At 60.6% G+C, this 21,908-nt stretch carries 21 protein-coding genes; 12 read left to right on the forward strand and 9 right to left on the reverse strand.

Annotation, left to right across the window (positions count from 1 at the left end):
• Positions 1-67: 67 nt before the first annotated feature.
• Positions 68-2,518 (reverse strand): penicillin acylase family protein, encoded by a 2,451-nt coding sequence (locus tag F7R06_RS18085; protein WP_090317094.1) that lies wholly within the window; start codon positions 2,516-2,518, stop codon positions 68-70.
• 190 nt (positions 2,519-2,708) lie between these two features.
• Between F7R06_RS18085 and F7R06_RS18090 the strand changes: the two genes are divergently transcribed.
• Complete coding sequence (locus tag F7R06_RS18090; RefSeq protein ID WP_090317095.1) at positions 2,709-3,266, forward strand: cysteine hydrolase family protein; 558 nt, start codon at positions 2,709-2,711, stop codon at positions 3,264-3,266.
• Positions 3,267-3,367: 101 nt separating this feature from the next.
• Here F7R06_RS18090 and F7R06_RS18095 read toward each other — a convergent pair whose 3' ends face one another.
• The 4 genes from F7R06_RS18095 to F7R06_RS18110 are packed head-to-tail and all read right to left on the reverse strand — an operon-like array spanning position 3,368 to position 5,081.
• Entirely contained in the window at positions 3,368-3,568 is a 201-nt protein-coding gene (locus F7R06_RS18095) for an SEC-C metal-binding domain-containing protein (RefSeq protein WP_034146774.1), read from the reverse strand.
• 5 nt (positions 3,569-3,573) lie between these two features.
• Positions 3,574-4,059, reverse strand: coding sequence for an LEA/WHy family protein (locus F7R06_RS18100; protein ID WP_090317096.1), 486 nt, complete (start codon positions 4,057-4,059; stop codon positions 3,574-3,576).
• 43 nt (positions 4,060-4,102) lie between these two features.
• Positions 4,103-4,579: a YchJ family protein gene (locus tag F7R06_RS18105; RefSeq protein WP_090317097.1), complete on the reverse strand. Its 477-nt coding sequence runs from the start codon at positions 4,577-4,579 to the stop codon at positions 4,103-4,105.
• Between the two features lie 4 nt (positions 4,580-4,583).
• A complete protein-coding gene (locus F7R06_RS18110; protein WP_090317098.1) occupies positions 4,584-5,081 on the reverse strand; it encodes a DUF6231 family protein in 498 nt (165 codons plus the stop codon).
• A 190-nt stretch (positions 5,082-5,271) separates the two neighbouring features.
• On the opposite strand from F7R06_RS18110, the gene F7R06_RS18115 reads away from it, so the two are divergent.
• The 4 genes from F7R06_RS18115 to F7R06_RS18130 all read left to right on the forward strand — a co-directional run bounded on the left by F7R06_RS18115 (position 5,272) and on the right by F7R06_RS18130 (position 7,954).
• On the forward strand, positions 5,272-5,967 hold the full coding sequence (locus F7R06_RS18115) for a PA1041 family peptidoglycan-binding anchor lipoprotein (protein ID WP_090317099.1): 696 nt from the start codon (positions 5,272-5,274) through the stop codon (positions 5,965-5,967).
• A gap of 90 nt (positions 5,968-6,057) precedes the next feature.
• Positions 6,058-6,777: a PA1041 family peptidoglycan-binding anchor lipoprotein gene (locus F7R06_RS18120; protein WP_090317100.1), complete on the forward strand. Its 720-nt coding sequence runs from the start codon at positions 6,058-6,060 to the stop codon at positions 6,775-6,777.
• Between the two features lie 147 nt (positions 6,778-6,924).
• Positions 6,925-7,203, forward strand: coding sequence for a DUF1145 domain-containing protein (locus F7R06_RS18125; protein ID WP_090317101.1), 279 nt, complete (start codon positions 6,925-6,927; stop codon positions 7,201-7,203).
• Entirely contained in the window at positions 7,196-7,954 is a 759-nt protein-coding gene (locus tag F7R06_RS18130; protein WP_090317104.1) for a collagen-like protein, read from the forward strand. The genes F7R06_RS18125 and F7R06_RS18130 overlap by 8 nt, the downstream gene beginning before the upstream one ends.
• 164 nt (positions 7,955-8,118) lie before the next feature.
• Here the strand turns inward: F7R06_RS18130 and F7R06_RS18140 are convergent, their stop codons facing one another.
• Positions 8,119-8,583 (reverse strand): CopD family protein, encoded by a 465-nt coding sequence (locus tag F7R06_RS18140; RefSeq protein ID WP_090317107.1) that lies wholly within the window; start codon positions 8,581-8,583, stop codon positions 8,119-8,121.
• A gap of 99 nt (positions 8,584-8,682) precedes the next feature.
• Between F7R06_RS18140 and dinG the strand changes: the two genes are divergently transcribed.
• The 5 genes from dinG (at position 8,683) to pdxH (ending at position 16,600) form a co-directional block, all read left to right on the forward strand.
• Entirely contained in the window at positions 8,683-10,827 is a 2,145-nt protein-coding gene (dinG, locus tag F7R06_RS18145; RefSeq protein WP_090317110.1) for an ATP-dependent DNA helicase DinG, read from the forward strand.
• A gap of 95 nt (positions 10,828-10,922) precedes the next feature.
• Positions 10,923-13,436, forward strand: coding sequence for a beta-galactosidase (locus tag F7R06_RS18150; RefSeq protein WP_090317113.1), 2,514 nt, complete (start codon positions 10,923-10,925; stop codon positions 13,434-13,436).
• 234 nt (positions 13,437-13,670) lie between these two features.
• Complete coding sequence (locus tag F7R06_RS18155; protein WP_090317116.1) at positions 13,671-14,816, forward strand: serine hydrolase domain-containing protein; 1,146 nt, start codon at positions 13,671-13,673, stop codon at positions 14,814-14,816.
• Between the two features lie 113 nt (positions 14,817-14,929).
• On the forward strand, positions 14,930-15,928 hold the full coding sequence (locus F7R06_RS18160) for an OmpA family protein (RefSeq protein WP_090317119.1): 999 nt from the start codon (positions 14,930-14,932) through the stop codon (positions 15,926-15,928).
• 24 nt (positions 15,929-15,952) lie between these two features.
• On the forward strand, positions 15,953-16,600 hold the full coding sequence (gene pdxH, locus F7R06_RS18165) for a pyridoxamine 5'-phosphate oxidase (RefSeq protein ID WP_090317123.1): 648 nt from the start codon (positions 15,953-15,955) through the stop codon (positions 16,598-16,600).
• A gap of 5 nt (positions 16,601-16,605) precedes the next feature.
• On the opposite strand, the gene F7R06_RS18170 is transcribed toward pdxH, so the two are convergent.
• A complete protein-coding gene (locus F7R06_RS18170; RefSeq protein WP_090317126.1) occupies positions 16,606-16,842 on the reverse strand; it encodes a hypothetical protein in 237 nt (78 codons plus the stop codon).
• 168 nt (positions 16,843-17,010) lie between these two features.
• Here F7R06_RS18170 and F7R06_RS18175 point away from each other — a divergent pair, with 168 nt between their 5' ends.
• Positions 17,011-17,475 carry an outer membrane lipoprotein gene (locus F7R06_RS18175; protein WP_090317129.1) on the forward strand — a complete coding sequence of 155 codons (465 nt, stop codon included), beginning with the start codon at positions 17,011-17,013 and terminating at the stop codon, positions 17,473-17,475.
• A 141-nt stretch (positions 17,476-17,616) separates the two neighbouring features.
• Here F7R06_RS18175 and nhaA read toward each other — a convergent pair whose 3' ends face one another.
• Positions 17,617-18,804 carry a Na+/H+ antiporter NhaA gene (gene nhaA / locus F7R06_RS18180; protein ID WP_090317132.1) on the reverse strand — a complete coding sequence of 396 codons (1,188 nt, stop codon included), beginning with the start codon at positions 18,802-18,804 and terminating at the stop codon, positions 17,617-17,619.
• A gap of 247 nt (positions 18,805-19,051) precedes the next feature.
• Between nhaA and F7R06_RS18185 the strand changes: the two genes are divergently transcribed.
• Positions 19,052-20,149, forward strand: coding sequence for a PLP-dependent cysteine synthase family protein (locus tag F7R06_RS18185; RefSeq protein ID WP_174552472.1), 1,098 nt, complete (start codon positions 19,052-19,054; stop codon positions 20,147-20,149).
• A 116-nt stretch (positions 20,150-20,265) separates the two neighbouring features.
• Here the strand turns inward: F7R06_RS18185 and F7R06_RS18190 are convergent, their stop codons facing one another.
• Positions 20,266-21,879: an NAD(P)/FAD-dependent oxidoreductase gene (locus F7R06_RS18190; protein WP_090317140.1), complete on the reverse strand. Its 1,614-nt coding sequence runs from the start codon at positions 21,877-21,879 to the stop codon at positions 20,266-20,268.
• Positions 21,880-21,908 lie beyond the last annotated feature (29 nt).

The following is a 21,908-nucleotide window of genomic DNA, read 5'->3' on the forward strand; positions in this document are numbered from 1 at the left end:
CACTTGAGTTGACTGGCATGGCCTCATCGCGAGCAGGCTCGTTCCCACCGGGTATGGGTGTCGGTCCTTATTTGCCCGGCGTCAGGGTCAGACGCTGGGTTCCGTAGACCTTGTCAAAGTTCTGCGGCTGCATCGGCAGGCTCATGTACTGGCCTTTCAGCCATGGGTCGATACTGTTCAGGTAATTCGCACTGGCCGGGTTGCCGGACTGGCCGGTGGCGTTCTGCCCCATCAGCGGTTCGGCCAGGCCGAAGTCGACGATAAAGCGCATGGCAGGCGCCAGCGTGGTGTTGAAGTCCTGGCCCCAGGCGAACGCAGCGGTGTTGAGCGTGGTGTGATCGCCGCCGGCCGGCAGCGGACCGCGCACGGTCTGGCCACTGGCATTCTTCCATTCGTAGCGGTGCAGTTTGCCCCACTGCCAGGCTTTGTGGTCGCCACCCAGCTGATTGTCCCCGGCGCTGATCGCCGCTGCCAGGCTGCGGGCGAGAATCGCCGGTTTGTCTTCTTTTTGCGCGGTGCGCACGTCATCCCAGAATGGACTGTCTTCACGACCCAACAGGTGATCGGCCTGGGCGGAGTAGGACAACTTGCCGTTGGCGACAAAGGCCTTCCACGCCGGGCTGCTTTCCGGTCCCAGTTCGTCGAGGAAAATCTGCTTGGCGCTTTCCTGCAGGAACAGCTCGTAGATCGCCGCGTCGGTGGAGGTCGGGCTGAGCTTGCCATCGAATGCCATCAAGCGGCTCAGTGCCTCTCGTGCCTTGGCTCCATCCGCTGCGGGCAATGCCGCGATGGCTTGTTTGAGCGGTTGCGACATGCCCGGCGCTTCGAACATTTTTTTCAGTTTGGTGGCGAAGGTGGTGGTCTGGTCATACTGCATCGCGATAAGGCTTCGGGTGTCATGCTTGCCCACGCCGGCCAGTTCAGCCAGGCGCTCGCCACGTTCCGGTGCCGACCAGGAATTGGACAGCTGCATGCCATAGCCATGGGGGATGACCCGCTGGTTTGCGGTGCCGAGCCAGCCCTGTGCCGGGTCTTGATCGTAGGGGTGCAGCATCGGGTCGGCATAGCCGTCCCAATCGTAGCGACCTTCCCAACCCGGCGACGGCAGCAGGCCTTCACCCTCGCGACGGTTCGGGTAGCGACCGGTGACTTGCCAGCCAATGTTGCTGGCATCGGCAAACACCAGATTCAGTGCAATGGCGCGGATCTCGCGGCTGGCGTCCGACGCCTTCTCGACATTCTGTGCGCGGGACAGGTCAAAAAAAGCATCCAGGGTTTTGTCATCGGTGAAGCTCGGCGTCTGCAAGGCCAGGCCGAAGCCGCTGCCCTGGGCAAGACCCTGGGCGCTGTTGAGCAGAGGGCCGTGGCGGGTTTCGTACACCGCTTCGCGAATCGGCCGCTGGCCTTTGATGAAGTAGGTTTCGTTACGCACGATTGCCGGCTGCCACTTGCCGCCGCTTTCGTAGGCCAGGCCGTTGCCCTGGCGTTTGATTTTTTCCAGGAACAGGTCCTGGTTGTCGCCCATGACGCTGGTCGTGCTCCACGCGACTTTGCCGTTGAACCCGCCGAGCACCATTGGCAACCCGGCAATGGTCACGCCGGACGCCTGGTATTTCGGTGCGCGAATCTGCACGTAGCTGAACAACGACGGCACGCCCATCGGCCCATGGCTGTCGCTGGCCAGCAGGCTCTTGCCGCTACGGCTGCGTTGCGGGGCGATGGCCCAGTTGTTCGATGAAGTGGCACCGAGCAGATTCAGCTCGGCGAGCTGGCTCGTGGCTTTGCTGATTTCCGCCAGCCCCGGTACTTGTCCGTTGAGTTTGATGCCTTGCAGCTTTTCGCTTTCGGCCACTGGCAATTGTTCATCGGGGGCGGAAGGGGTCAGCCACGGCAGTTTGTCGGTAGACACCGTTTGGGCCAGCACCAGCTCGGAGATTTCTTCGGGCAGGTTGGCTGACTGGCTGAAGTTGAGCAGGCAGAAAATCAGCGCCGAATCTTCCGGTTGCCAGTATTCAGGTTTGTAGCCGCTGGCGGCGAGATCGGCCGGCAGCTTGTCGCGGTAGCGGAACAGGTAAGCGTTGACCCCGCGGGCATAGACCTCAAAGAAACGCTTGAGGCGTGGCGAAGACGCCTTGTATAGCTCTCCTGCGCTTTTCTTCAGGTTGACTGCGCGCATGTAGCGGTCGGCATCGAGCAGGTCCGAACCGCGCATCTCGGCCAGACGGCCCTGTGCCAGCAAGCGCAAGGTGACCATCTGCGTGATGCGGTCGCTGGCGTGCACGTAGCCGAGGGTGAACAGGGCGTCATGGAAGCTGCTGCTTTCGATCAGCGGCATGCCCATGGCATTGCGGCGTACCGAAACGTTCTGCGCCAGACCTTTGAGCGGCTGTACGCCGGAAGTCGGCGGAACGGTGTCCTGTGCGTTGAAGTTCTGACAGCCGGTCAGGCTCAAAACACCTGCAACTGCTGCGGCAACGCCGAACCGGGGTAGAAAATGTGTAAGGGCTGGCGAGGCCATGGCAAAGCTCCTGCGGGGCGGTAACGTCAGTAAAGGCGCTACGTTAGTGAGCAGGAGGTGGCCGCGCAAGCAGGTGGCGAGGTTATTTCAGGATTTGTCCGGGATCCGGTTTGCATTCGATGGCTTGCCACCGGCCGGGGCCGATGTTGAAGTGCAGCGAATCAACTGACCTGGCGTGAGAAGAGCGAGCATGGAGCTTGAGAAGAACGCGGCACTGATCATCATCGATCAACAAAAAGGCATCCTTCACCCCAGACTCGGCCGGCGCAACAATCCTCGGGCCGAAGATCGCATGTTGGAGCTGTTAGCCCACTGGCGTCGCAGCGGGCGGCCGATCATTCACGTGCAACACCTGTCCCGCTCGCAGGATTCGGTGTTCTGGCCGCAGCAATCGGGCGTGGAGTTTCAGGAGCGCTTTCAGCCATTGCCTGGCGAGCAGTTGATTCAAAAACAAGTGCCGGATGCGTTTTGTTCGACGGGGCTGGAAGCGCGTTTGCGTGAATCGGGGATCGAACAATTGATCATCGTCGGCGTGGCGACCCACAACTCCGTGGAGTCCACTGCGCGTACCGCGGGCAATCTGGGGTTCGATGCGTGGGTGGTGGAGGATGCGTGCTTTACCTTCGACAAGCCTGACTTTTTCGGTAAGGCCCGTTCCGCCGAGGATGTACACGGGATGTCGCTGGGGAATCTGCATGGCGAGTATGCGACGGTCGTCAGTACCGCACAGATCTTGATGGCCGACTGAAAACCTGAGGGAGCTGGCTTGCCGGCGAAGCGGTGCGTATGACAAAACGCGTCGCATTGATCGCCAGCAAGCCGGTTCCACAGGGAAATGGGTCTAACCCATCAAGCGCCGTGGCACTTCTTGAACTTCTTGCCATTGCCGCATGGGCACGGGTCATTGCGGCCAACATCTTTCAGGGCGTTGCGCACCGGTTCCTGGTGAGCATGGCCGCAGTTCGGGCCGTGGACATGGCCGTGGTCGTGATCATGGTGGTCATGATCGTGGTTGCAGTCTGGGCCATGTACATGGGGTTGCTGGGTCATCGGGGTTACTCCGGAATTAGATCGGCGGGGATTATCACGCCATTACGCGCCAGGTGCACGTAGTGGGCGATGAATAAACCGGTTTCCATTTCACCTTCCAGCCGATAGGGGACGGGTTGTCTGGGGCTTTTCAGTTGCTTGACCAAATCCCTCACTTTCGACCACAGGTTGGTGCGGATCGGTACTTTGTAAAAACCGCTGCTTTTGGGCCCGACGGTGATCCAGTGTTCATGCTCGCCTTCGGCCAGCAGGAGGTCGCCAAGATGAATGCGATACTCCAGCCCTCGCACCGTCAGGTCGCTGTCGTTGGGATTATCGATCCGGAAATGCAGCACAAACCGCTGCTCCAGCAACTTGGCCCGCACGACTTCGACCCTGACCAGATGGACCTCGGGGTCCGGTTCCTCATCGCTGAACCACGACGCACAACCGCCGAGCCCAAGAAACACCAGCAGGATGAGGGATTGAAGTGTGCGTCGTCGACTGAGCATGGCGGGACTCCTTTGATGCCCAGTCTAGCTCCCTGGATTTACCTCAACGGGCGAAATAACCTGAGCAGCACTTCTTGAACTTTTGCCCGCTGGCGCAGGGGCAGGCGTCGTTACGCCCGATGTCGAGGGGCACGGTGGGGTCGATGAAATACCAGCGACCGGCGTTCTGTACGAATGACGAACGCTCACGATGACTGTGTTCGCCGCTGCCATCGTGCCAGCGTGCGGTGAAGGTCACGAAGGCGTGTTCCGGTTGACCGCCGAGGACTTCGGAGCTTTCCACCTCAAGACCCAGCCAGGTGCTCTGGGCGCTCCAGTTGCTGATCGATTGCCGATCAAGGCCGGCCTGCTGCGCGGGCAGGGTCGTCGCCACCAGATAATCGATCAGGCCCAGCACGTAAGCGCTGTAGCGCGAGCGCATCAGAGCTTCGGCGCAAGGGGCCGGGTGCCCGGCATGGTAATGACCGCAGCAAGCATCGAGCAGAGTGCCGCTGCCGCAAGGGCAAATGGATGTACTCATTGCGTTACCACCAATATTTCCCGAAGTTTTCCGGATTGGCCCAGAACCGCGAGTTGAGCCAGTCGGGGACTTGCTTGTAGTCAAGCAGATCATAGGTGAACAGTGTCAGCACTTGATCGTCACGCTGGAAACGTTCGCTGGCTTGCAGGGCCAGGGAGAAAAAGTCCGTTTCTTGCCAGCCGCTGGCGGGCAGGTCTGCCAGCACCGCGATGCGGCTGGCATTGAGGTTGCGGATACCGCCGAGCAAATTCAGGCCGTCACGCTTGGGCAAGTGCTCGAGGCAATCGACCACCAGTGCCAGGTCAAATCGGCGCGCCGCCAGTTCGGCCGGCAATGGCCCTGGTGCCGCGTGCGCCACGCAGGTGTCCGGATGGGCGAGCTTGAAAGCTTCAAGCGCGGGGAATTCGCTGGCGCCGATCAGCAACAGGCGCGAAGGGGCGTAAAGATCCAGCAAAGCGGCCAGCGCTTGCTGCGGCGTGCGCGAAGAGTTACCTGCAATCATCAAAGATCCTCAATCAGATCTGCCAAGACTAGCTTGCCTGCGAGTCCGAGCCTAGAGCGGCTTTGACGCAAAAGTGGCGATTGGTCCTGAACACTGGACAAAACAGCAATGGCCTATTGCTGGCGGAGATTAAAACTCCGGTCTTTACTCCCTGAATCGGTTCTAAGCCGATCCTTCAGGAGAAAACTAGATGAGCATAGTTCGGACAGCATTACCCCTGGTTCTGCTTACCAGTGTGTTGACTGGTTGCGCAGGTTTGCAAAAAACCGACTGGCCGACCTGTGCGGCCGTCGGCGGTGTCGTAGGTGCGGGTCTCGGCGCAACCGAGAGTTCGTCCTGGGCGGGTTATGGCGCGCTGCTTGTCGGTGGTACGGCAGCAGCCTATTGCTGGGTTCACGGCGATGGCGACGAAGACGGCGATGGTGTGCCGGACAGCCGCGACAAGTGCCCAGGCACGCCTCATGGCGTGAAGGTCGATGCCAATGGTTGCCCACCACCGGCACCTGCACCAGTGGTCGAAGAGGCCGTGGTGGTCAAGGAAGAAACGATTGTCATCCGCGATGTTCACTTCCAGTTCGACAAAGCGACACTCACCGCGTCGGACAAGCAGGTGCTCGATAAGATCGCCACTCGCTTGAAAGCCGAAGCCCCTACCGCACGGATGACCGTTGTGGGTCATACCGACAGCGTGGGCAGTGCCACCTACAACCAGAAACTGTCGGATAAACGCGCCCACTCGGTGGTTGATTACCTCATCCAGCAAGGTGTGCCGCGTAGCAACTTCGTGTCTGTTTCCGGTGCCGGTGAAAGCCAGCCGGTTGCCGATAACAAAACCGCCGACGGCCGTGCGCAGAACCGTCGCACGGAAATCAAAATCGAGCGCTAAGCCCCTCGCATCCGCGCCTTGTGCAGTCGCGGATGCGGGTCTTTACTCCTGTGTAACCGGCACTGGCCGGTGACACAGGAGCTTCTGAAAATGACCAGACTCACACGGACCGTCTTGCCGGTTCTGCTGCTTGGCAGCCTGTTGACCGGTTGCGCCACTCACAGTGATGGTACTGCCCCCCTCAATCAACGTACCTGGCCGATCTGCAGCGTCATTGGCGGACTGGTCGGTGGAGGCCTGGGCGCATTCGAAAGTGGTGGATGGGCGGCCGGCGGAGCGGCGCTCGGTATTTTGACCGGTGGTTTGATTTGTTATGCCCAGGATGGCGACGAGGACGGCGATGGCGTTTTCGACCGTCGTGATCGCTGCCCTGACACACCGGCCAATACCCCTGTCGATCATCATGGTTGCCCTTTGCCGCAGTATCCGGCCAGCGTGAAGCCAGCCGAACCGGTGCAATCGGAGGTCATCACCCTGAGCGATGCCGGCGATGTCCTGTTTGCCTTTAATCAGTCCGAGCTGACGCCCGCCGCGAAGAGTCAGCTGGACGCGATCATGGGCAAGCTCGAGGACGCCGATGTGGTCAGCATCAAGGTGGTTGGCTTCACCGACAGCGTCGGGTCCGATACCTATAACCAGGCACTCTCGGAGCGGCGCGCCAGCAGTGTCGCGCAATACCTGTTGAGCCAGGGCGTGGCGCCGAACAAACTCACCAGCGAGGGCAAGGGCGAAAGTCAGCCCGTGGCCGATAACGAAACCGATGCAGGACGCGCGAAAAACCGTCGGGTGGAATTGCATATCAATCGCTAAACCACGGAATAGAGCTGTCGGGCTTTTTTTGCGGCGTTCCGGCAGCCATTCGGCGGTCTTCTTGAAGAATTTTTGTTTGCCCTCTGGCTTATCCCGAGCGGAAGCCGTTACTGTGCGTGCAAATAATAATTCTCACCGGGGGAGCGTATGAAGGTGATATGGGGGCTGGGGAAGCTGTTGTCCCTGCTGTTCTGGTTAGTGGTGCTGGTCAATCTGCTCACGCCGTTCATCCATCCGCTGCATCTGTTGGTCAACCTGGCCGGCAGCCTGCTGGCAGGGCTCCATCTGCTGGAGGCCGTCTTCAGCTTCCGCAGCCTCAGGGGCCGCGACCATCCCTGGCGTGATCGCTTGAAAATCCTCTTTTTCGGCGTTTTCCACCTGCAAACCATTCCCGCTCCGACCGCACCGAAGGCTTCTCATGCGTAAACTCTGTCTGCTCGCCGTACTCATCAGCCCTCTGGCCTGCGCGCAGGTAGTGAGTGTTGAAACCAACTCGCTGATGCGCCTGCCCAACTCCGCCAGCACCTTGCAGCTGGAACGTCTGGACGTGGCCGATTACGGCACATTGCTGATCCCGTCGAATGTCACCGAGGTCACCGTCGGTGAATTGCACCTGGGCCGTGATGCGCGGATTGCTATCGTGCCCAGTGAACAGGCGCTGGAGTTGAAGGTCAGTCGTGCGGAGTTGTCCGAGGGCAGCCAGATCACCGCTCGCGGTGCACCCGGCACTTACCAGAAGGCGGCCCGCTCCGGGCGTAATCTGAATTTGCAGATCAAGGCACTGAAGGCGCCGCAATTATTGGTGGATGCTCGTGGTGGCGCGGGAGCGCCGGGATTTGTCGGCCTTGACGGGGCCAATGGCCAGGCGCCGGGCTGCGCCTGGGGGCAGGCCGGTCGCGGTGCTGATGGCAGCGATGGCAGTAATGGTCAGCCAGGTGCGCCGGGGGCTTTGGTCAAGCTGGCAGTGCCGCGCGATTACCCTGCGCAGCAAATCAAGGTTCAGGTGGCCGGTGGAGCCGGTGGCTTGGCCGGCCCTGGCGGCAAGCCAGGCGCGGGCGGCAAAGCCAAGGGTTGCTTCATCTACGAGGCCGATGGCGGCAAAAGCGGAAAACCTGGCGCCGATGGTCAGCCAGGGCCGGCCGGTGCGGCAGGGGCAGTGACGGTTCAGCGGCTGTAAGAACAACCGACAACCCTGGTGGCGAGGGAGCTTGCTCCCGCTGGGCTGCGCAGCGGCCCCGACATCGGCAATCGTGTTTTTCCAGAATGTACAGGGTCGCTGGATTACGACTGCTATGCAGCCGAACGGGAGCAAGCTCCCTCGCCACAGAACTTATGTATTCATCAAAACATCGGACGCGCTGCGGCAATCGCCACCAGCAGCAAGCCGACAATCAGATTGATCCCCACCAGGCGCCGAATCTTCCCGAGCACCGCCGCCCCGACCGGCCAGTCCTGTGCGGTGACCGCCGTGCGTAACTCAGGCAGCATCAGCGCCTGAATCCGGATGAACAGCGCCGTCATCACCACATACAAGCCCATCATCACCTGCACATATCGCGGGGCGGTTTCAAAACCGTTGAAGTGCATATGCAACATGCCTACGCCGCTGACGGGCAGCAGTACGACGGCGACCCAGACCCAGCGGAAAAAACCTTGAAACACTTCTACCCATAACTTCAGTCGGGCAGGGCCCTCAAGGGCCTTCACAGCCGCGGGGCGCAAGACCATCCAGGCGAAAAACATGCCGCCCACCCACACCAGTGCGGCGAGGACATGCAGGCTATAGACAAGGCTAAAAGCGGTCATTGGGGTACTCCGTTCTGCGCGGGATTAATTAGCGGGGTATGATAGCCGTCGTTCCGAACCACTGAAAATTTATCCAGCGTTTTTTGCGCCCGACAATCCATGATCAGCACTGAACTCAAAACCACGATCCAGGGCGCCTATTCGCGTTTTCTCGAAGCCAAGAGCCTCAAGCCGCGCTACGGCCAACGCCTGATGATTGCCGAAGTGGCCAAGGTCCTCGGGGATATCGACACCGATGACGAAGGCCGGCGCAGCGGCGAGCCCGCGATTGTCGCGGTGGAAGCCGGCACCGGTACCGGCAAGACCGTCGCCTACAGCCTGGCCGCCATCCCGACGGCGAAAGCGGCCGGCAAACGCCTGGTGATCGCCACGGCCACCGTCGCCCTGCAAGAGCAGATCGTCTACAAGGACTTGCCTGACTTGATGCGCAACAGCGGGTTGAATTTCAGCTTTGCGTTGGCCAAGGGGCGCGGGCGCTATATGTGCCTGTCCAAACTCGACATGTTGCTCCAGGAAGGTCATGCACAGACCGCCACGGCACAGTTGTTCGAAGAGGAAGGCTTCAAGATCGAGGTCGATGAGGCTAGCCAGAAGCTGTTCACCAGCATGATCGAAAAACTCGCCGGCAATAAATGGGACGGCGATCGTGACAGCTGGTCCACCGCGCTGGAAGACGCCGACTGGGCGCGCCTGACCACCGATCACAGCCAGTGCACCAACCGACATTGCCCGAACTTCGGCCAGTGCGCCTTCTATAAGGCCCGCGAAGGCATGGGCAAGGTCGACGTCATCGTCACCAACCACGACATGGTCCTGGCTGACCTGGCCCTGGGCGGCGGCGCCGTGCTGCCGGACCCGCGAGACACTATTTACGTATTCGACGAAGGCCATCACCTGCCGGACAAGGCCATCGGCCATTTCGCCCACTACACGCGCCTGCGCTCCACCGCCGATTGGCTGGAAACCACGGCCAAGAACCTCACCAAGTTGCTGGCACAACACCCGTTGCCCGGCGATCTGGGCAAGTTGATCGAGCAGGTGCCGGAGCTGGCGCGGGAGATCAAGACCCAGCAGCAGTTCATGTTTACTGCCTGCGAGCAGGTCGCTGAGTTCAAACCCGGCGAAGATGTCGAAGGTCGCGAGCGGCCGCGCCACCGGTTCGTCGGCGGGGTCATCCCCGAGCACATGCGCGAAATGGGCATCGAGCTGAAAAAAGGCTTCGCGCGCCTGACCGACCTGTTCACGCGCCTCACCGATTTGCTCAAGGAAGGCATGGACGGTGAGGTCAACATCGGTATTGCCAGCAATCAGGCCGAAGAGTGGTATCCGCTGTTCGGCAGCCTGTTGTCGCGTTCTTCGGGCAACTGGGAGTTGTGGACCGCCTTCACCGTCGAAGATCCGGAAGACAACCCGCCCATGGCGCGCTGGCTGACCCTGGCCGAGAGCGGCTCGCTGTTCGACATTGAAGTTAACGCCAGCCCGATCCTCGCGGCGGAAATGCTGCGACGCAACTTGTGGAACGTAGCCTACGGTGCGCTGGTGACCTCAGCCACATTGACCGCCCTCGGCACCTTCGACCGCTTCCGCATGCGCGCCGGTCTGCCGAAAAAAGCGGTGACCGCCGTGGTGCCCAGCCCGTTCCATCACGCCGATGCCGGAGTGCTGCGGGTGCCGAATCTGAATGCTGACCCGCGGGATGCGGCGGCGCACACGGCCGCGATCATCCGCGATCTGCCGGAACTGGTAGAAGGCTCTCGTGGCACCCTGGTGCTGTTTTCCTCGCGCAAGCAGATGCAGGACGTGTTCGACGGCCTGGATCGCGATTGGCGCAAGCAAGTGTTCATTCAGGGCAACCTGTCGAAGCAGGAAACCCTGAACAAGCACAAGGCGCGGGTTGATGGCGGCGATTCCAGCGTGCTGTTCGGCCTGGCCAGTTTCGCTGAAGGGGTCGACCTGCCCGGCGCCTATTGCGAGCACGTGGTGATCGCCAAGATTCCGTTCTCGGTGCCGGATGACCCGGTCGAGGCGGCGCTGGCCGAATGGATCGAAGCCCGTGGCGGCAATCCCTTCATGGAAATCTCCGTGCCCGACGCTTCGCTGAAGCTGGTACAGGCTTGCGGCCGCTTGCTGCGCACCGAAGAAGACCGCGGCACCATCACCTTGCTTGACCGGCGCCTGGTCACCCAGCGCTATGGCAAGGCGATCCTCAATGCGTTGCCGCCATTCCGTCGTGAAATTTCCTGACACATCGGTGGGCAAATCAGCCCACCGTGTTGTCTATCTCTCTGTCATTGCTTTTCCACTGGCCCATCCGGGTCGCTAGGGAGAATTCCGTTCTCATGATTCGCCGTTCGTTGCGTCAATCGTTACCTGCCGTTTTTGCCCTGTTGTTTGCATCGCCTTTGCTGGCGGCTACTGCCAACCAGCAGACGCTGTTCAACTTTGTGCGTCCCGCCGATGTGGTCCAGGTAGCGACCCAGGATGCGAGCCTGCCGCAATCCAACGCCGAGCAAACCGCCGAAGGTGAAGTGCTGCGCCGGGTGACATTCAATCCGGTCGCCCGGCCAACCTTGCGTTTGAGTCCCCAGAACGGGGCCTGGGACTGGTCTCAGTCAGGCTTCATGAGCTTGCGCGTGCAAAACGCCATGGATTGGGCGCTGACCCTGTACGTGGCCATCCAGAGCAACGATGGCAAGACGCTGGTCAGCCGTGTCGATCTGCCGGCCGGCCCGGCGCAGACCCTGTTGGTGCCGTTGCAGCCGACGTCGCCGTTGAGCATGGGCATGAAAGCCGGGCCGCCCATGCCGATGACGGTCGAGGGGCAGCGCATCCTTCTGGCCAGCAGCGCTGGTGATCTGGATCGCGGCCAGGTCGTGTCGGTGAGCGTGTCGATGGATCAGCCGAAAGTCGCCCAGAGTATTCTGCTGGAGCGCTTCGGTGTGCAGAATGCCGAGGCCGTGACCCAGGCCGTGTATGGCGGATTGGTGGATGCCTACGGTCAATCGACCCGGGCCAAATGGCCGGAAAAGGTCAGCAGCGACGAACAACTGAAAAGCGCTGCGGCCAAGGAACAGCAACAGCTGAAAACCTGGCTGGCCGAGCGCGAGAAGTCTTCGCTGGACAAATTCGGTGGCTGGACCAAAGGCCCGTCATTCAAGGCCAGCGGTTTCTTCCGCACGGAGAAACGCGACGGTCGCTGGTACCTGGTCACGCCACAAGGGCACCCGTTCTATTCGCTGGGGGTCAACACCGTTACCCCGGACGTCAATCAGACCTACACCGCCGGTCGCGAATGGATGTTCGAGTCCCTGCCCAAGGCTGATGAGGCACTGGCTCATCACTTCGGTGAAGGCGACAACCGTGGCGGTAACGGCGTCGACCTGGGCCGGGGCTTCAATTTTGGCCAATGGTATGACTTCTACGGCGCGAATCTGCAGCGTTTGTACGGCGACCCTTGCGTTTTGGATCGCGATACCAAGTCTGGCGTGGCTGAAGCGGCCAAGGCCGAAGCGGTAGAGGCGACGACCGAGGAGGCTGCCGAGCAACCGGTGGTTCCTTCAACCGCCGAAGCCGGTATCGCCGAAGCCGCCAAGACCGGCGCCGTCGATGCCACGGCAGCGAAAGTGGCTGAGACAACCCCTTCTTGCCCCTGCAAAACGACGATCGATGAGCCGCGCTGGACCCGACACACCCTTGATCGACTGCAAGCCTGGGGTTTCAACACCATCGGCAACTGGAGCGCGCCGGTGCTGGGTGATGCTGAACGGGTACCCTACACCTTACCGCTGTCAATCGTCGGCGATTACGCCAGCATCAGCACGGGGACCGACTGGTGGGGCGGCATGCCAGACCCGTTCGATCCGCGTTTCGCCATGGCCACCGAGCGCGCGGTGGCCATTGCGGCCCGCGATCATCGTGATGACCCTTGGCTGATCGGTTACTACGCCGATAATGAACTGGCCTGGGCTGGCCCGGGCGACGACCCGAAAGCCCGCTACGCCCTGGCCTACGGCACGTTGAAAATGACCACCGACGTGCCGGCCAAACGAGCGTTCCTTAAGCAATTGCGCGACAAGTACCGCAATCAGGCAGGGCTGTCGAAAGCCTGGGGCATTGATCTGCCGGCCTGGGAATTAATGGAAGACCCCGGTTTCGTGCCGCCGCTGCCAAGCGCTGACCACCCGGAAATCGAGGCCGACTTCAAATACTTCCAGAAGGTCTTCGCCGACACTTACTTCAAGACCATTTCCGATTCGCTCAAGTGGCACGCGCCAAACCAGTTGTTGCTCGGTGGCCGTTTTGCCATCAGTACGCCAGAAGCCGTGGAGTCCTGTGCCCAGTATTGCGACGTACTGAGTTTCAACATGTACACCCTGCAACCCCAGGACGGCTATGACTTCGCCCAACTGAAAAGCCTCGACAAACCGGTGCTGATCACTGAGTTCAACTTCGGTTCGACGGATCGCGGGCCATACTGGGGCGGCGTGACTCAATTGGCGAAGGAAGAGGACCGTGGGCCGGCCTACGCGAATTTCCTCAAGCAAGCACTGAGCGAGCCGTCGATTGTCGGGGTGCACTGGTTCCAATACCTCGACCAACCGGTAACCGGGCGACTGCTGGATGGCGAAAACGGTCATTTTGGCCTGGTCGGTATTACCGATCTGCCATTCCAGGGCTTTGTCGACAGTGTGCGCAAAAGCAACCTGGCAGCCATTGAACAGTTGGGCAAAGAGGCGCAGAAGGCCAGTACCGAGGCCAATAAAGCCAACCATGACACCGAGGGCGGGCGCAAAGGCGAAGCTGGCCAAGGGCCAGGCAAGGCCACTGGCGGGCATTCCGGCAAGGGGCACTGAGTCCAGACGGACCGCGTTATCGTATATCGCGAGCAGGCTCGCCCCACAGGAACCTATGAATCGATTGAAATCCAGTGTGTGCGAGCCTGCTCGCGATGACGTCTGTACGGACGCCAGAAACAATTTGATCACTTCCAGGGGCAGCTGACCGCCCGGCCTGGCCCTGTTCCCAAATCCCTCAAAGGCTGGAACAATGCGGGGCATTTTGTAGAACGCTTATCCGGAGAGTAGCGGGTGCAGATTCAGGGTTATTACGAGCTCAAGTTCGAAGCGGTACGCGAGGCGTTCGCGGCGCTGTTCGACGATGCTCAGGAGCGTGGCGCGGCGTTGTGCATCCGGATCGGTGGCGAAACCGTCGTCGATCTCTGGGCCGGTACTTCCGACAAGGACGGCGCGCAAGCCTGGCACAGCGACACCATCGCCAACCTGTTTTCTTGCACCAAAACCTTCGCTGCCGTTACGGCCCTGCAATTGGTCGCCGAAGGAAAGCTGCAACTGGATGCACCGGTTGCCCGGTACTGGCCGGAATTCGCCGCAGCCGGCAAAGAGTCTGTGACGTTGCGCCAATTGCTCTGTCACCAGGCCGGTTTGCCGGCGCTACGGGAGTTGCTGGCGCCCGAAGCACTTTACGACTGGCAAACCATGGTCGATGCCCTGGCTGCCGAAACTCCGTGGTGGACGCCGGGGCAGGGGCACGGGTATGCGGCAATCACCTATGGCTGGCTGGTCGGTGAGCTGTTGCGTCGTGCCGATGGGCGCGGGCCGGGTGAGTCCATCGTGGCACGGGTAGCGAAGCCTTTGGGACTGGATTTCCACGTCGGCCTGGCCGACGAAGAGTTTCATCGGGTGGCGCATATCGCCCGTGGCAAGGGCAACGTCGGTGATGCAGCGGCCCAGCGGCTGCTGCAAGTGACGATGCGCGAACCAGCGGCCATGACCACCCGGGCGTTTACCAACCCTCCGTCAGTGCTGACCAGCACCAACAAGCCGGAGTGGCGGCGCATGCAGCAACCTGCGGCCAACGGCCACGGTAACGCCCGTAGCCTGGCCGGGTTCTACGCCGGCCTGCTCGATGGCAGCTTGCTCGAAGGCGAAATGCTCGACGAACTGACCCGCGAGCACAGCCTCGGCGAGGATAAGACTTTACTGACCCGGACCCGATTCGGTCTGGGTTGCATGCTCGATCAGCCGGATGTGCCCAACGCTACGTTCGGCCTGGGCCCGCGAGCGTTCGGACATCCGGGCGCGGGCGGTTCCATCGGTTTTGCTGACCCGGAGCACGATGTAGCTTTCGGTTTTGTGACAAATACACTGGGCCCGTACGTCTTAATGGATCCGCGCGCGCAAAAGCTTGTGCGGGTATTGGCCACTTGTCTGTAAATCAGGCTTTCGGGTTTCGGAGCTGGAACCCGAAAGCCTTTTAAGTTTCCAACCGTCTGTTTTAGCGGGCCAATCCGGCCTGATTTTTATGACTTCATTTTTGTGGATATCCAATGTCATCCAAACCAACCCTCGCTTTGGCACTGTGCTTCGCTATTACCGGTTGTGCACAGACTCCTAAAAATGATGCAGATGGCGGCAGTTGGTGGCCGTTTGGTTCATCCGACAAAGTCGCAGCCAAAGCCCCGGCGCCTGCCCCGCTGAAACCTGCCGTTGCCGCTCCGGTTGCCAAGGCCGATGCCGATGCCGGTACCAAGTGGTGGTGGCCGTTCGGTGGCAAGGAGCAGAGCACCACCAAGGAGCAGGGCACCGCCAAGGCCGTGCCGATGCCGGACCCTAAAGTGACCCAGGCCTGGCTCGACGACTACGAACCGCGCCTGCGCGAAGCGATCAAGGGCAGCAACCTGCAACTTGAGCGTCGTGAAAACGTGCTGGTGGTGACGGCACCGGTCGAAGGCTCGTTCAACCCGGCTCGCCCGGCGATGCTGCTGCCCGTGACCCTTGGCCCGTTCACCCGCGTCGCGAAAGTCCTCGAAGTCGATCCGAAGACTGCTGTACTGGTGCTGGGCCACAGTGATACCTCGGGAGCCGCAGCGGCCAACGTAACGTTGAGTCAGGAGCGCGCGCAAGCGGTGGCCGCGATTTTCCGTCTCAGCGGTCTGCAGCGTGATCGCCTGATGCTGCGCGGCATGGGCGGTGATGCCCCGCGTGCCGCCAACGACAGCGCTGAAGGCCGTGCCTTGAACCGTCGTGTAGAGTTGCTGGTCACTCCGCAGAACACCATGGTTGCATTGCTGAGCAAGTACAACATGCCGGCCCCGGCGCCGGTGACGATGGTTGCCGCGCAAGACGTCAAGCCAGCTGCCAAGCCAGTGACCCCGGCACCGGCGGCCAAGAAAGCTACGGCTTCAGCGAAGAAAAAAGCGCCGGCCAAGAAAGCCACCGCCAAGAAGACTCCGGCTAAAACCGCGACTCCAGCGAAAAAGACTGCACCGGCCAAAGCTGCTGCAGACACGAAAAAAGCCGCCGACGCCGATACCACTAAGCAGTGATTCGTTAACCAAAAGGAAAATGCCATGACCAAGGCCCTGGTTGATATGCGTCGCGATTACACCCGTGATGGCTTGACCGAGGCGCAAGCCCCGGCCGAGCCGTTTGCGCTGTTCCACCAATGGTTCGCCGAGGCGGTGAAAACCGAACAGGCGCCGGTGGAGGCAAACGCCATGACCTTGGCCACGGTCGATCAGGACGGTCGACCGCACTGCCGTATCCTCTTGCTCAAGGGGCTGGATGCGCAGGGTTTTACCTTTTTCACCAATTACGACAGTGCCAAGGGCCAGCATCTGGTTGCGAATCCGTTCGCGGCCATGACCTTTTTCTGGCCAACCCTGGAGCGCCAGGTGCGCATCGAGGGGCGGGTGGAGAAGGTCACGCCTGAAGAGTCCGATGCTTACTATCAGGTTCGCCCGTTGGGCAGCCGCCTCGGTGCCTGGGCTTCGCCCCAGAGCCGGGTGATTGCCGACCGCGCCGAACTGGAAGCGCTGCTCAAGGACACCGAACAACGTTTCAGCGACACCCAGCCGCACTGCCCGGAACATTGGGGCGGTTACCGTCTGCTGCCGGAGCGCATCGAGTTCTGGCAAGGTCGTCCTAGTCGCTTGCACGACCGCCTGAACTATCGCTTGCAGGGCGCCGACTGGACGCTTGAGCGTCTGGCGCCCTAAGCAGTCTACTGATCGGGATAGTCTGCCGCAGCGGCTTCCAGCCATTGCGGCAGGTCTCGACGCTTGATCTTTTGCGCTTGAGCGTTCGCCAGTTGCTGGAGCATGAACGCTTTTTTCCGCTCGTCCTTTCCGGCCAGTGCCAGAGCCAGATCGCGGTCCATCCAGCGTTTGATCCGCACGTACAACCACCCATGGAAGTACAAACCGGCAACCGTAGTGACGACAATGATAAAGTAATCCATGAAAATCCTGGGTCAGTCGCGCAGATCGAAGAATTTCCCGCTACCGTGTGATGAAATTCGTGAAAGTGCCTGTACATGTCCTGAATCAAAACATTTTTATCCGGGCGATGCCGTGACAGGCGTCAAGCCTCGGAGTTAAATGATTACTTGTCCTTTGGAGTTGATGCTATGCGTAAGTCTGTTTTGCTGGTTGCTTCCTTTTCCACGATGGCGATGTTGCTCGCCGGCTGCCAATCGAGCCTGACCGGTGACTCCTACTCCCGTGACGAAGCGCGTCGCGTGCAGACCGTTCGCATGGGCACCATCGAATCCCTGCGTCCGGTGAAAATCGAAGGTACCAAGACCCCAATCGGCGGCGCTGCCGGTGCAGTCGTTGGCGGCGTTGGCGGTAGCGCCATCGGTGGCGGCAAGGGCAGCATCGTCGCTGCGGTCATCGGCGCAGTCGCCGGCGGCCTGGTGGGTTCGGCAGCCGAAGAAGGCCTGACTCGTACCCAAGGTGTCGAGATCACCGTACGCGAAGACGACGGCAGCATGCGCGCCTATGTCCAGGAAGTTCAGCCGAACGAAGTGTTCCGCGTGGGTGAGCGTGTACGCATTTCCACCGTTGGCGGGACCAGCCGCGTTTCGCACTAAGCCAGAATAAGCGTTAAAGAAAACCCCGATCAGGTGAACTGGTCGGGGTTTTTTGTTGGTGAAGCGGTTGTTCTGGCTGAGCCGGGCTACCTTGTGGCTTCCGGTTGGCTCTTTGACGACCTTAAAAGTGGCCTCTGATTCTCAGGATGGCAACGCAGCGTGCTTGCGACTCGACATCGCCGTCACCGCATAACCGATCAACGCAGCCAGTATCGAACCGGTCAAAATCCCCATCCGATCCATACCCGCATAGTCGCTGACACCCGGTTCGAAGGCCAGGGAGCCGACAAACAGGCTCATGGTGAATCCGATCCCACAGAGGACCGCTACACCCAGCACCTGACCCCAGTTGGCACCTTGGGGCAGGGCGGCGATGCCGATTTTTACCGCGAGCCAGGTCAGGCCGAATACGCCGAGGGTCTTGCCCAGCAACAGGCCGACCGCGATGCCCATTGGCACGTGGTGGGTGAAGCTCTCGACGGTGACGCCGCTTAGGGACAGGCCGGCGTTGGCGAAGGCGAACAGTGGCAGGATGCCGTAGGCCACCCATGGGTGGAGGGCATGCTCCAGGTTCAGCAGTGGTGAGGGTTCGGCGTTTTTCGTGCGCAACGGGATGCAGAACGCCAGAGTGACGCCGGCCAGCGTCGCGTGGACACCACTCTTGAGAACGCATACCCACAGGATCAAACCGATGATCATGTAAGGACCGAGCTTGACCACGCCGAGCCGGTTCATCGCGATCAATGCAACAATGCACGTCCCGGCGAGTGCCAGTGAAAGGGTCGACAGGGTTCCCGAGTAGAAGATCGCGATGACGATGATCGCGCCCAGGTCATCAATGATGGCCAGGGTCATCAAAAACAGTTTCAGTGATACCGGCACGCGCTTGCCCAGCAGTGCAAGGACACCAAGGGCGAAGGCGATATCAGTCGCCATTGGAATGGCCCAACCACTGAGCGCGGCGGGGTTGTCACGGTTGAAAAACCAGTAGACCAGAGCCGGCACGACCATGCCGCCAATTGCTGCGGCACCGGGCAGGACGACCTGCGAAGGTTTCGATAACTGACCGTCGAGGACCTCGCGCTTCACCTCCAGGCCGATCAGCAGGAAGAACAGGGCCATCAAGCCGTCGTTGATCCAGAGTAGCGCCGGTTTGGCGATTTGCAGCGCACCGATCTGCGCCACCACCGGAGTATCCAGAAAGCTGCTGTACAGCCATGACAGCGGCGAGTTGTTGATGACTAAAGCGAGGGCAGCCGCAGCGATCAGTAACAGACCGCTGGCAGCTTCCAACTGAAAGAAACGCGTGAAAGTGCTACGCAGAGGCAAGGTTGCTCTCCATCGATGAATTAAAAAGGTGGGACACCCTAACCCGTACGGTTAGTTGTTAAAACAAAAGTTATATTCTTTTTTGTTATATGTCGTTACAACGCGATCGTCCTGCAAGGTCATGAGCCTAGCAGTTGCCGGGCGTATTGAAGCTCAGCTGTACCTGTGCGTGATGTAGGATTTTTCCTAAGCTTGATGGCTGAGGCTTGCGACAAGGCCGACTCCTGCCCGATTTCACGAGAAAACCATCATGAGCGACAACCGACAGTGGGCCCGCGAAGCCATCCGGATCATTGAAGCCGACTTCCAGCGCAGCGCCGACACCCACCTGATCCCTTTGCCGCTGCCGGGTTTTCCGGGCATCGAGTTGTACTTCAAGGATGAATCAAGCCATCCCACTGGCAGCCTCAAGCACCGTCTGGCCCGTTCATTATTCCTTTATGCCCTGTGTAACGGCTGGCTCAAGCCCGGCGCGCCGGTGATCGAGGCGTCCAGCGGCTCGACGGCGATTTCCGAGGCGTACTTCGCCCGCATGCTGGGCTTGCCGTTCATTGCCGTTATGCCGGCAACCACCTCCAGGGAAAAAATCGCACAGATCGCTTTCTATGGCGGCCAGAGTCATTTGGTGGATGATCCGACACAGATCTATGCCGAGTCCGAGCGCCTGGCCCGTGAACACGATGGGCATTTCATCGATCAGTTCACATACGCCGAACGCGCCACCGACTGGCGGGCGAACAACAACATCGCCGAATCAATTTTCCAGCAGATGCGTTTCGAGCAGCACCCAGAGCCGAGCTGGCTGATTTCCAGCCCTGGCACCGGCGGCACCACGGCGACCCTGGGGCGCTATGTGCGTTATCGCCAGCATTGCACCCGCGTGCTGTGTGCCGATGCCGAGCGTTCGGTGTTTTTTGATTATTACCAGAGCGGCGACGCCAGCTTGCGCCTGCCTCATGGCTCACGCATTGAGGGCATAGGCCGGCCACGGGTAGAGGCATCGTTTCTGCCCAAGGTGATCGACGCGATGGTCAAGGTGCCGGATGCATTGTCACTGGCGGCCATGCATTACCTGGCCGAGCGTCTGGGTCGTCATGTGGGCGGATCAAGCGGGACCAATCTGATCGGGGCATTGATGGCGGCACAGCAGATGGCCGCGGCGGGAGAGACAGGGTCGATCGTGGCGATTTTGTGCGATGGCGGTGAGCGCTATGCCACGACTTACTACGATCAGGATTGGCTCAAGGCCGAGGGGTACGCGTTGAGCGGGTTGATCGAATCGGTTGCGGCAACGGTCGAGCGCGGCGAGCCCCTGCCGGCCAGCATTCTGCGCGCCAATATCTGACACACCGAAAACCAATGTGAGAGCGGGCTTGCTCGCGAATACCGGGTCACATTCAATAGAGATATTGACTGATCAACCGCATTCGCGAGCAAGCCCGCTCCCACCTTTGATTTGTATCAGGCTTGCAGGCCGAGAATATCCCGTGCCACGGCTTCGGCAATGCGAATGCCATCGACACCCGCCGACAGAATCCCACCCGCATAACCCGCGCCTTCACCGGCCGGGAACAAGCCCTTCACGTTCAGGCTTTGCAACGACTCGTTACGGGTAATGCGTAGCGGCGACGAAGTACGGGTTTCGATACCGGTCAACACCGCATCATGCAGCGAATAACCACGGATCTGTTTCTCGAACGCCGGCAAGGCTTCGCGAATCGCTTCGATGGCGAATGCCGGCAGGGCCAGGGCCAGGTCACCCAAGGCAACGCCCGGTTTGTAGGACGGCTCGACAGTGCCCAGTTCGGTGGACGGCTTGCCGGCAATGAAGTCGCCGACCAGCTGCGCCGGGGCTTCATAGTTGCTGCCGCCCAGCACAAAGGCGTGGGACTCCAGGCGTTCCTGCAACTCGATACCCGCCAGTGGACCGCCCGGGTAATCGACTTCCGGGGTAATGCCGACGACGATCCCGGAGTTGGCGTTGCGCTCGTTGCGCGAGTACTGGCTCATGCCGTTGGTAACGACGCGATTCGGTTCGGAGGTCGCCGCCACCACCGTGCCGCCTGGGCACATGCAGAAGCTGTACACCGAGCGACCGTTCTTGGCGTGGTGCACCAGTTTGTAGTCGGCGGCGCCGAGTTTCGGGTGCCCGGCGTATTTGCCAAGGCGTGCGCGGTCGATCAGCGATTGCGGGTGCTCGATGCGGAAGCCCACCGAGAACGGCTTGGCTTCCATGAACACGCCGCGGCCATGCAGCATGCGGAAGGTGTCGCGGGCACTGTGGCCGAGGGCCAGAATCACATGCCTGGAGTGGATTTGCTCGCCACCATTGAGTTCGACACCAACCAGTTGACCGTCTTCGATCAACACATCGGTAACCCGCTGCTGGAAGCGTACTTCGCCGCCCAGGGCGCGAATCTGCTCACGCATGTTTTCCACAACGCCAGTCAGTCGGAACGTACCGATGTGCGGTTTGCTGACGTAGAGGATTTCTTCCGGCGCACCGGCCTTGACGAACTCATGCAGGACTTTGCGACCGAGGAATTTCGGATCCTTGATCTGGCTGTAAAGCTTGCCGTCGGAGAATGTCCCGGCGCCGCCTTCACCGAACTGCACATTGGACTCGGGATTGAGCACGCTTTTGCGCCACAGGCCCCAGGTGTCCTTGGTGCGCTGGCGCACTTCGGTACCGCGTTCGAGGATGATCGGCTTGAAACCCATCTGAGCCAGCAGCAGCCCGGCAAAGATCCCGCAGGGGCCGAAGCCGACGACGATCGGGCGGACGCTCAGGTCAGCCGGCGCCTGGCCGACCATTTTGTAACTGACATCCGGTGCCACGTTGACGTTACGGTCATCGGCGAACTTGTGCAGAACCGAGACCTCATCGCGCACGGTGAGGTCGATGGTGTAGATGAAGCACAGCTCGGAAGATTTCTTGCGCGCATCGTAGCTGCGCTTGAACAGGGTGAAGTCGAGCAGGTCATCACTGGCAATGCCCAGGCGCTGCACAATGGCAGGGCGCAGGTCATCATCGGGATGGTCGATCGGCAACTTGAGTTCGGTGATTCGTAACATGACGGGATCCGGTTCGCGGGGCGCACAAC

This window comes from Pseudomonas moorei (assembly GCF_008801475.1).
Taxonomy (GTDB): domain Bacteria; phylum Pseudomonadota; class Gammaproteobacteria; order Pseudomonadales; family Pseudomonadaceae; genus Aquipseudomonas; species Aquipseudomonas moorei.

Excerpts from the sequence above, each read along its gene's own strand:
- F7R06_RS18085 (WP_090317094.1), bottom strand. The coding sequence starts at position 2,518 with ATGGCCTCGCCAGCCCTTACACATTTTCTACCCCGGTTCGGCGTTGCC.
- F7R06_RS18090 (WP_090317095.1), top strand. The coding sequence starts at position 2,709 with ATGGAGCTTGAGAAGAACGCGGCACTGATCATCATCGATCAACAAAAA.
- F7R06_RS18095 (WP_034146774.1), bottom strand. The coding sequence starts at position 3,568 with ATGACCCAGCAACCCCATGTACATGGCCCAGACTGCAACCACGATCAT.
- F7R06_RS18100 (WP_090317096.1), bottom strand. The coding sequence starts at position 4,059 with ATGCTCAGTCGACGACGCACACTTCAATCCCTCATCCTGCTGGTGTTT.
- F7R06_RS18105 (WP_090317097.1), bottom strand. The coding sequence starts at position 4,579 with ATGAGTACATCCATTTGCCCTTGCGGCAGCGGCACTCTGCTCGATGCT.
- F7R06_RS18110 (WP_090317098.1), bottom strand. The coding sequence starts at position 5,081 with ATGATTGCAGGTAACTCTTCGCGCACGCCGCAGCAAGCGCTGGCCGCT.
- F7R06_RS18115 (WP_090317099.1), top strand. The coding sequence starts at position 5,272 with ATGAGCATAGTTCGGACAGCATTACCCCTGGTTCTGCTTACCAGTGTG.
- F7R06_RS18120 (WP_090317100.1), top strand. The coding sequence starts at position 6,058 with ATGACCAGACTCACACGGACCGTCTTGCCGGTTCTGCTGCTTGGCAGC.
- F7R06_RS18125 (WP_090317101.1), top strand. The coding sequence starts at position 6,925 with ATGAAGGTGATATGGGGGCTGGGGAAGCTGTTGTCCCTGCTGTTCTGG.
- F7R06_RS18130 (WP_090317104.1), top strand. The coding sequence starts at position 7,196 with ATGCGTAAACTCTGTCTGCTCGCCGTACTCATCAGCCCTCTGGCCTGC.
- F7R06_RS18140 (WP_090317107.1), bottom strand. The coding sequence starts at position 8,583 with ATGACCGCTTTTAGCCTTGTCTATAGCCTGCATGTCCTCGCCGCACTG.
- dinG (WP_090317110.1), top strand. The coding sequence starts at position 8,683 with ATGATCAGCACTGAACTCAAAACCACGATCCAGGGCGCCTATTCGCGT.
- F7R06_RS18150 (WP_090317113.1), top strand. The coding sequence starts at position 10,923 with ATGATTCGCCGTTCGTTGCGTCAATCGTTACCTGCCGTTTTTGCCCTG.
- F7R06_RS18160 (WP_090317119.1), top strand. The coding sequence starts at position 14,930 with ATGTCATCCAAACCAACCCTCGCTTTGGCACTGTGCTTCGCTATTACC.
- pdxH (WP_090317123.1), top strand. The coding sequence starts at position 15,953 with ATGACCAAGGCCCTGGTTGATATGCGTCGCGATTACACCCGTGATGGC.
- F7R06_RS18170 (WP_090317126.1), bottom strand. The coding sequence starts at position 16,842 with ATGGATTACTTTATCATTGTCGTCACTACGGTTGCCGGTTTGTACTTC.
- F7R06_RS18175 (WP_090317129.1), top strand. The coding sequence starts at position 17,011 with ATGCGTAAGTCTGTTTTGCTGGTTGCTTCCTTTTCCACGATGGCGATG.
- F7R06_RS18190 (WP_090317140.1), bottom strand. The coding sequence starts at position 21,879 with ATGTTACGAATCACCGAACTCAAGTTGCCGATCGACCATCCCGATGAT.